The organism is Enorma sp., assembly GCF_982429025.1.
This window is the reverse complement of the sequence record NZ_CEWCAA010000070.1, coordinates 1-8375: the sequence shown is the minus strand read 5'-3', so window position 1 is coordinate 8375 and position 8375 is coordinate 1. Positions and strand designations below refer to the sequence as shown.

The 8375-nt window shown below is 62.4% G+C and carries 7 protein-coding genes; 6 read left to right on the top strand and 1 reads right to left on the bottom strand.

Annotated elements, in window-relative coordinates; genetic code table 11:
* The first annotated feature begins 298 nt into the window (after nucleotides 1-298).
* From AC1VS5_RS09155 to AC1VS5_RS09130, 6 genes are all read left to right on the top strand, one after another.
* Nucleotides 299-1651, top strand: coding sequence for an ABC transporter substrate-binding protein (locus tag AC1VS5_RS09155; RefSeq protein WP_481218424.1), 1353 nt, complete (start codon nucleotides 299-301; stop codon nucleotides 1649-1651).
* A gap of 118 nt (nucleotides 1652-1769) precedes the next feature.
* Nucleotides 1770-2612, top strand: coding sequence for a carbohydrate ABC transporter permease (locus tag AC1VS5_RS09150; RefSeq protein ID WP_019128006.1), 843 nt, complete (start codon nucleotides 1770-1772; stop codon nucleotides 2610-2612).
* Nucleotides 2613-3449 carry a carbohydrate ABC transporter permease gene (locus AC1VS5_RS09145; RefSeq protein ID WP_417058117.1) on the top strand — a complete coding sequence of 279 codons (837 nt, stop codon included), beginning with the start codon at nucleotides 2613-2615 and terminating at the stop codon, nucleotides 3447-3449.
* Between the two features lie 6 nt (nucleotides 3450-3455).
* Nucleotides 3456-4634, top strand: a complete 1179-nt coding sequence (locus AC1VS5_RS09140) for a LacI family DNA-binding transcriptional regulator (RefSeq protein ID WP_481218423.1) — start codon at nucleotides 3456-3458, stop codon at nucleotides 4632-4634.
* A complete protein-coding gene (gene malQ / locus AC1VS5_RS09135) occupies nucleotides 4631-6223 on the top strand; it encodes a 4-alpha-glucanotransferase (protein ID WP_481218422.1) in 1593 nt (530 codons plus the stop codon). Before AC1VS5_RS09140 ends, malQ begins: the two co-directional genes overlap by 4 nt.
* Nucleotides 6224-6236: 13 nt before the next feature.
* Nucleotides 6237-7427, top strand: coding sequence for an ABC transporter ATP-binding protein (locus AC1VS5_RS09130; protein ID WP_276766862.1), 1191 nt, complete (start codon nucleotides 6237-6239; stop codon nucleotides 7425-7427).
* A gap of 357 nt (nucleotides 7428-7784) precedes the next feature.
* Here the strand turns inward: AC1VS5_RS09130 and AC1VS5_RS09125 are convergent, their stop codons facing one another.
* Complete coding sequence (locus AC1VS5_RS09125) at nucleotides 7785-8246, bottom strand: hypothetical protein (protein ID WP_022349838.1); 462 nt, start codon at nucleotides 8244-8246, stop codon at nucleotides 7785-7787.
* Nucleotides 8247-8375: the final 129 nt, after the last annotated feature.

Here is an 8375-nt window from a genome sequence, read left to right as displayed (position 1 = left end):
AGACAGTTTAACCCGGCACGATTGTCTCACATGAGACAGTTTAACCCGGCACGATTGTCTCATGCGCTGATGGGCCACCGCTCGCGGAACGATGCTAGACCGTTCGCGGAGGGCGTTCGTGGAACCGTTCCATATTTGGACCGCTCGCCGAATCGTGAACGGTAGACGGCGCGGCGTACTCCATGAACGGTCATTTTGGAAACGTTTCATTTCTGGGAAAGAGCTGGCGAGCGATAATAAGGGCAACAGAAATTGGAAACGTTTCCAATTTCAATTCAAACGTGAGGAGGAAACTATCATGATGAATCGTCGTCAGTTCATCACGGCTGGGCTCGGTGCCACGGCAGGTGTCGCGGCGATCGCGGCTACGGGCTGCTCGGGTGGCAGCGGGAATGGCAGCGCGGCGGGCAGCGGCAGCGCGAGCGCTGCGGGCGAGGTTTACTACCTCAACTTCAAGCCCGAGCAGGATGCCCAGTGGCAGGAACTTGCTGAGCTGTATACCGAGGAGACCGGTGTTCCCGTAACGGTGAAGACCGCTGCTTCCGGCCAGTATGAGACCACGCTGAAGTCCGAGATGGCCAAGTCCGAGGCCCCGACCCTCTTCCAGGTGAACGGTCCGGTTGGCCTGGCCTCGTGGACGGATTACTGCCTCGACCTCGACGACGCCGACGTCATGAAGACCCTCACCGACGATTCCTATGCCCTCAAGGGCGAGGACGGCAAGACCAAGGGCGTGGCCTACGTCATCGAGTCCTATGGCCTCATCTACAACAAGAGCCTGCTCGACCAGGCCGGTTACTCCGAGGCGGACATTACCAACTTCGATTCCCTGAAGAAGGCCGTCGAGGACATCACCGCCCGCAAGGACGAGCTCGGCTTTAGCGCCTTCACCTCTGCCGGTATGGATTCCAGCTCCGACTGGCGCTTCAAGACCCACCTGGCCAACCTCCCGATCTACTACGAGTACAAGGAGAAGGGCATCGACAACACCGATGCCATCGAGGGCCTCTATCTCGATAACTATCGCCAGATTTGGGACCTCTACATCAACAACGCCACCTGCGAGCCGGGCGTGCTCTCCACGAAGACCGCCGACGACGCCACCGCCGAGTTCGTGACCGGCCAGGCCGTGTTCTATCAGAACGGCACCTGGGAGTACGCGAACATCTCCGAGGTCGGCGACGACAACCTCGGCCTGATCCCGATTTACATCGGCGTCGAGGGCGAAGAGGACCAGGGCATCTGCACGGGCTCCGAGAACTACTGGTGCGTGAACAAGAACGCCTCCGAGGACAACATCCAGGCGACGCTCGACTTCATCAACTGGTGCGTAACGTCCGATACCGGCACCAAGGCCATGTGCGGCGCCGACGGCGCCATGCCCTCCGGTGAGGCCGGCATGGGCTTCGTGATCCCGTTCGAGGGCAACCAGCCTTCCGAGAACGTGCTCAACCAGATCGCCGACGAGGTCAACTCCGAGAAGACCCCGGTTTCCTGGAACTTCTCGACCATGCCGAGCGAAGAGTGGAAGAACGGCGTGGGCTCCGCTCTCACCACCTATGCTGCGGACCAGACCGATGGCAACTGGGACGGCGTCGTGACCGCATTCGTCGATGGCTGGGCCACCGAGGCGGCCGCTGCGGCGGAGTAATCCGGTACATGCTGTAACGGGAGCCGGGCATCCGGCTTTCTGCCTGCATCGTAACGTCACGGCGGGCGGGGCAGGTTCCCGCCCGCCGTCGCTGTCTCTAGGGTAAGGAGGTCAGCATATGGAAAAAGCAATCAAGAAGTATTGGCCCGTCTTTTTGGTGCCCACGCTCGTGTCGTTTCTCATCGGCTTCATCGTGCCGTTTATCTTGGGCGTGTGGCTGTCGTTCTGCGATTTCACCACGGTGACGGACGCGCAGTTCACCGGCATCGAGAACTACCTTCGTGCGTTCCAGGACACCATCTTCCAGCATGCGTTCTGGTACACGGCCCTCTTCGCCATCGTGTCGCTTCTCGTGATCAACGTCATCGCATTCGCGCTGGCGCTCGCCCTCACGCAGAAGATGCGCGGGACGAACCTCTTCCGCACGGTGTTCTTCATGCCCAACCTCATCGGCGGCATCGTGCTGGGCTATATCTGGCAGCTCATCTTCAACGGTATCCTGGCGCAGTACAGCCAAGCCATCAACCTCAATGAATGGTACGGCTTCGCGGGGCTCGTGATCTTGGTCTCGTGGCAGCAGATCGGTTACATGATGATCGTCTACATCGCCGGCTTGCAGTCGATTCCCACCGACGTGCTCGAGGCCGCCGAGGTCGACGGCGCCGGTCCGTGGGAGCGCCTGAAGAGCGTCATCATCCCCATGATGATGCCCTCGATCACCATCTGCACGTTCCTCTCGATTACCAACGGCTTCAAGCTCTTCGACCAGAACCTGTCGCTTACGGCGGGCGAGCCCTCGAAGCTCTCCGAGCTCTTGGCGCTCAACATCTACAACACCTTCTACGGCCGTACCGGCTGGGAGGGCGTGGGCCAGGCGAAGGCCGTCATCTTCTGCCTCGTGGTCGTGGCCATCGGCCTCATCCAGCTGCGCGTGACGCGCTCCAAGGAGGTGCAGCAGTAAATGAAACGCAAGCATATCTTGAGTTGGGTGGGCACGGCGTTCTTCTGTGTGCTGTGCTTCATCTGGGTGCTGCCCATCCTCATCGTGCTCATGGATTCGTTCAAGAGCCGCACCTTCATTAGCTTGCAGCCCTTCGAGCTGCCCACCGAGCAGACCTTCGTGGGCCTCGAGAACTACATCCAGGCCATCGATCGCTATGGCTTCCTCGATGCGGTGTGGTGGACGGTCTTCATCACCATCGGCTCGGTCTTTGTCATCCTGCTGTGCTGCTCCATGTGCGCATGGTTCATCACCCGTGTGAGCAACCGGTTCAACCGGGCGGTCTACCTGCTGTGCGTGCTCTCGATGGTCGTACCCTTCCAGATGGTCATGTTTACCCTCTCGCTCGTGGCCGATCGTTTGAACCTCGACACCCCGTGGGGAATCATCATCATCTACCTTGGCTTTGGAGCGGGCCTTGCGGTCTTCATGTTCTGCGGCTTCGTGAAATCGATTCCCATCGAGATCGAGGAGGCCGCGCTCATCGACGGCTGCTCGCCGCTGCGCACCTTCTTCTCGGTGGTGCTTCCCATCATGAAGCCCACCTATATCTCGGTGGGCATCCTGCAAACCATGTGGATCTGGAACGACTTCCTCCTGCCGTACCTCGTGCTCGACACAAACGAGTACAAGACGATCTCCATCGTGATCCAGTTCATGAAGGGGTCGTACGGCCGCGTGGACATGGGTGCCATCATGGCGGCCCTCATCATGGCGGTCATCCCCGTGGTGGTGTTCTATCTGCTCTGCCAGAAGCACATCATCAAGGGCGTCGCCGCGGGCGCGGTCAAGGGCTAGGTCATCATGGACATCCGGGACATCGCACGGCTTTCCGGATACAGCCTGGGAACGGTTTCGCGCGTGCTGAACGGCCATCCGAACGTGAGCGACAAGGCGCGGATGCGCGTACTCAAGGTGGTCGAGGAGGTTGGGTACGAGCCTAATTCGAACGCCCGCTTCCTGAAGATGCAGGGGCGCACGGCCATCGCCGTCTTCGTGAAGGGCGCGCGGAACCTGCTGTTCGCCGACATCCTCGAGCGCATCCAGGCGCTGCTCTCGGAGGCGGACGAGCAGGCCGACGTGGTGTACCTCGACGAGGATGAGAACGAGGTGCTCTATGCGATTCACTACCAGCAGGTGCGCCATCCCAAGGGCATGCTTTTCTTGGGCGGTGACCCGGCGTTCTTCAAGACGTCGTTCAGCCGGGTGAGCGTGCCGGGCGTGCTCGTGACCAACACCGCAGCCGGGCTGGCGTTCAAGAACCTTTCGAGCGTCTCGACGAACGACGTAGAGGCCGCACGCGAGGTCGTGGAGTACCTGTTTTCCCGCGGCCATAGGCGCATCGGCATCGTGGGCGGCAACCGCGCGCTCAGCCAGGTGAGCGGTCGGCGCTTGCACGGTGCGGAGGAGGCGCTGCGGGCGCACGGTATCGAGCTCGATTATGAGCGCGATTACGAGCCCTGCCACTTCTCGATGGAGGAGGGCTACGACGCAATGGTGAGGCTCATCATGCGTTCCCCGGACCTCACGGCGGTCTTCGCGCTCGGCGACGCGATCGCGCTCGGCGCGATGCGCGCGGTCTTCGATATGGGGCTGTCCATCCCCGGAGATTTGTCGCTCGTGGGGTTCGACGGGGTGAATTCATCGCAGTTCTCGATTCCGCGCCTCACGACGATCCGCCAAGACACCCGCCTCATCGCGACGCGGAGCGTGGAAACGCTTCTGGCTTGTTTGGGCGGCGAGACCAAGCCCGTGCGCGAGATGGTCCCGTTCCAGTTGCTCAAGCGCGAGAGCGTGCGGGCGCTTTTGCCAGAAGATCGTGCCGGTTCCGCACCCGTCGCAGATGGTGGCGACGATGCGTCCAATGCCGTTGCGGCGACGATCGGCGTTGCTGCCGGTCGCGCTCCCGAGACGGCAAAAGCGGGACGGACCCGTGTGCGGGCGTCCCGGGTTCAGGTTAGTGAAAGGAGGGGAGTGATATGAGGCGTTCCGGCATCTTGATGCCCATGACCGCCCTGCCCTCGCCGTGGGGCGTCGGTACGCTCGGCGCCGAGGCGCGCGCGTTCGTGGACTTCCTATCCGCCGCGGGCCAATCGGTCTGGCAACTTCTGCCAATCGGACCGACGAGCTACGGCGATTCCCCTTATCAGTCCTTCTCTTCGTTTGCAGGCAATCCCTATCTCATCGATCTTGACGATCTGGCAGAGGAGGGTTTGCTCGAGCCGGGCGAGTACGAGGGGCGCTTCTGGGGCGATGACCCTGCGCGCGTTGATTACGGGGCGCTCTACGAGGGCCGCTTCGACGTGCTTCGCCGCGCGGTGGAGCGCCTTGAGAACGCGCGCGCCGACGAGCTCCAGGCTTTTTGCGAGCGCGAGAGCGCATGGCTCGACGATTATGCGCTCTTCATGGCAATCAAGGGCGACCATGGTGGCGCCGCGCTCTCGACGTGGGAGCCGGGGTTGCGCATGCGCGTTCCCGAGGACCTTGCCGTCGCTCGCAGCGAGCTCGCTTGCGAAGTGCGTTTCTGGAAGGGCGTGCAGTGCCTCTTCTTCAGGCAGTGGGCGCGCCTCCATGCCTATGCTCGCGAACACGGGATCGAGCTCATGGGCGACCTTCCCATCTATGTGGCCGAGGACAGCGCGGACCTCTGGGCGCATCCCGAGCAGTTCCAGCTGGATGAGGACCTTCGTCCTCGCGAGGTCGCGGGGTGCCCTCCCGATGGCTTTTCCGATACGGGCCAGCTTTGGGGCAATCCGCTCTTCGCCTGGGAGCGCATGGCGGAAGACGGTTACGCATGGTGGATCGAGCGCATTTCCTACCAGCTCGATCTCTACGACATCTTTCGCATCGACCATTTCCGCGGCTTCGATTCCTACTATGCCATCCCGGCGGGAGCGTCGACCGCGGCGGGCGGGCGCTGGCAGCCCGGCCCGGGCAAGGCGTTCTTCTCGGCGCTCGAGGCGAAGCTCGGCCCGTGTCCCATCGTGGCCGAGGACCTTGGCTTCTTGACGCCTTCGGTGTACCGCTTGCTTTCCGACACCGGCTATCCGGGCATGAAGGTGCTGCAATTCGCCTTCGATAGCAGGGATGGCGGCGGAAGCTTGTACCAGCCGCACAACTACACGCCGCATTGCGTCGCGTATGTGGGCACCCACGACAACGATACCGCGCTCGGCTGGCTGCGCACCGCGGATGCAGGCGACGTTGCGCTCGCCCGCGAGTACCTGCACCTCGATGCAGTTGAAGGCGAGGGCTGGGGCATGATGCGCGCCATCTGGTCGAGCGTTGCGGACCTTTCGATCGTGACCATGCAGGACGTGCTGGGCTTGGGAAGCGATGCCCGCATCAACACGCCCTCGACGCTCGGCGGAAACTGGTGCTGGCGTGCGCTGCCGGGCTACGCGACCGAGCAGGTTGCGCGTCGTCTTCATCGAGCGATGGAGCTCTATGGCCGCTTGCCGAAGGCGGAGGTTGCGGCACGGGACGCCGCGCTGAACGCCGAGGCCGCGGCGGAGGCATGGGCCGCGCAAAGCGATGCTCGTGTGCAGTCATCCGAGGAAACTACCCGATAAGGAGGGGCATACCATGGCAGAGGTAAGTTTGAGGCATATCGAGAAGGTCTACCCGCACGCCGGGGGCAAGCGCCGTGCCCACAAGGCCAAGGACGGCGAGAAGAAGGGGCCAAACCTCAAGGTGACGGACGAGGGCGTGCTCGCTGTCGAGGATTTCAACCTCGAGGTGGCCGACCGCGAGTTCGTGGTGCTCGTTGGCCCTTCGGGCTGCGGCAAATCGACGACGCTGCGCATGGTTGCCGGCTTGGAAGAGATTTCTCGCGGCGAGCTCTACATCGACGGCAAGCTCGTAAACGACGTTGAGCCCAAGAACCGTGACATCGCGATGGTCTTCCAGAGCTACGCGCTCTACCCGCACATGACCGTGCGGGGCAACATGGAGTTCCCCTTGAAGCTGCGCAAGATTCCCAAAGAGGATCGCGACAAGAAGGTCGAGGAGGCAGCGAAGATCCTCGGCATCACGCAGTACCTCGACCGCAAGCCGAAGGAGCTTTCCGGTGGCCAGCGCCAGCGCGTTGCCATCGGGCGCGCCATCGTGCGCGAGCCGAAGGTGCTCCTCATGGACGAGCCGCTCTCCAACTTGGATGCCAAGCTCCGCAACCAGATGCGTGCCGAGCTCATCAAGCTGCGCGAGCGCATCGATACCACGTTCATGTACGTTACGCACGACCAGACCGAGGCCATGACCTTGGGAGACCGCATCGTGGTCATGAAAGACGGCACCGTGCAGCAGATCGGCACGCCGCAGGATGTCTACGACCATCCGTCCAACGTCTTCGTGGCTGGGTTCATCGGCACGCCGCAGATGAATTTCTATGACGCTGAGCTCGTGCGCGAGGCGGGCGGCTCTTATACCGTGCGCGTTGGTGACGCGCAGGTGGTGCCTTCGGCCGAGAAGCAGGCGCGGCTCGCCGCGAACGGTGTGGGCTCGCAGTCGATTACGCTCGGCGTGCGCCCCGAGCACATCGCGCTCTCTGATGAGGGCCTAAACGTGCTGAATGGCGTGGTCGATGTGGTCGAGCTCATGGGCAGCACCGTGAACCTCCATGTAAACGCCTACGGTCACGATAGCGTTATCGTGGCGCAGGCCGCTTCGCTCATGGAGCACGCTGGCATCGTCAAGACGGGCGACGCCGTCTCGTTCTCGTTCAGCGGCAACACGGTGCACTTCTTTAGCAGGGAAACCGGCTTGAATCTTGAGTAGATGAGGCGGGGGCAAGGCGCACCGTTTGGCCGTTCCCTTGAGGCGGACAGGCGGGCACGTCGCCCCGGCCCGCGTTGCCCGGCCCGCGTTGCCCGGCCCGTCGAGTGGGCGAGGCCTTGAGGCCGGGATCGGGCCTCGCATGAGACGCCCTTCCTTCCAGACGGGACCCTTCCGCGTCGCTGCGGGAGGGCCCCGTACGTTCGTTTCACTTTTGGGAATATCTTTTCATTCGGCGTGCGGTATCGCTCGCCGTTGCCAGCGGAATCCTGCGGTTATTTAGAATGCGATCGGGTCATGCCCAGAGATGCTAGAGAAGAAGTTCCCAAAACCGGAATGAACTTGGCGGCACGCGGCTTCCTAGAACCCGAGGGCCTCGCGCGCGGCCTTTTTGATTCCCTTCCACATGGCGAAGCCCCAGACCGGCGTCTTCTCGAGCATCTCGCAGGCACCGGTAAAGGGATCAACGAGTATGGGCAGATCAAAGGCGGCAAAGTGCTTCTTCGGCAGCTCTTTGGTGAAGGCGACGGCATTTGCGTTCAAGGGATGCTGGAGCAAGATGGCGTAGGAGACCACGCCTTTCTGGAGCCCGCGCAGCGCTCCCTGGTAATTGTTGAGAGCCCAATCGGAGCATGCCTTCATGTAGGCCTGCATCTCGGGGTAACCTGCCGCGTCGTATGCGCTCACGAAGAAATGCTGGTGCATGTTCGCGAGCGCGGCGGAGAACCGTTTGGTAACGATAAGGTAGGCACCCAGCTCGGGAATGTACTGGGCCGGCTCCCCCAGGCGATTCGACATCGCCTGCACGAAGGCGGGAAGCATGCTCAGGGAATCGGAAGCGGGCGCTTGTGGGCTTGCGGCGGGCGCTGTCGCTGGTGCCGGGGCAGGCATCGTAGCGGGAGCAGCCGGAGCGGGGGCTACGGACGAGGCGGTAGGGGCTGCGGACGAGGC

What these genes read in the sequence shown, in the direction of transcription:
- AC1VS5_RS09130 (WP_276766862.1), top strand. Translation starts at nt 6,237, where the DNA reads ATGGCAGAGGTAAGTTTGAGGCATATCGAGAAGGTCTACCCGCACGCC.
- malQ (WP_481218422.1), top strand. Translation starts at nt 4,631, where the DNA reads ATGAGGCGTTCCGGCATCTTGATGCCCATGACCGCCCTGCCCTCGCCG.
- AC1VS5_RS09155 (WP_481218424.1), top strand. Translation starts at nt 299, where the DNA reads ATGATGAATCGTCGTCAGTTCATCACGGCTGGGCTCGGTGCCACGGCA.
- AC1VS5_RS09140 (WP_481218423.1), top strand. Translation starts at nt 3,456, where the DNA reads ATGGACATCCGGGACATCGCACGGCTTTCCGGATACAGCCTGGGAACG.
- AC1VS5_RS09145 (WP_417058117.1), top strand. Translation starts at nt 2,613, where the DNA reads ATGAAACGCAAGCATATCTTGAGTTGGGTGGGCACGGCGTTCTTCTGT.
- AC1VS5_RS09150 (WP_019128006.1), top strand. Translation starts at nt 1,770, where the DNA reads ATGGAAAAAGCAATCAAGAAGTATTGGCCCGTCTTTTTGGTGCCCACG.
- AC1VS5_RS09125 (WP_022349838.1), bottom strand. Translation starts at nt 8,246, where the DNA reads ATGCTTCCCGCCTTCGTGCAGGCGATGTCGAATCGCCTGGGGGAGCCG.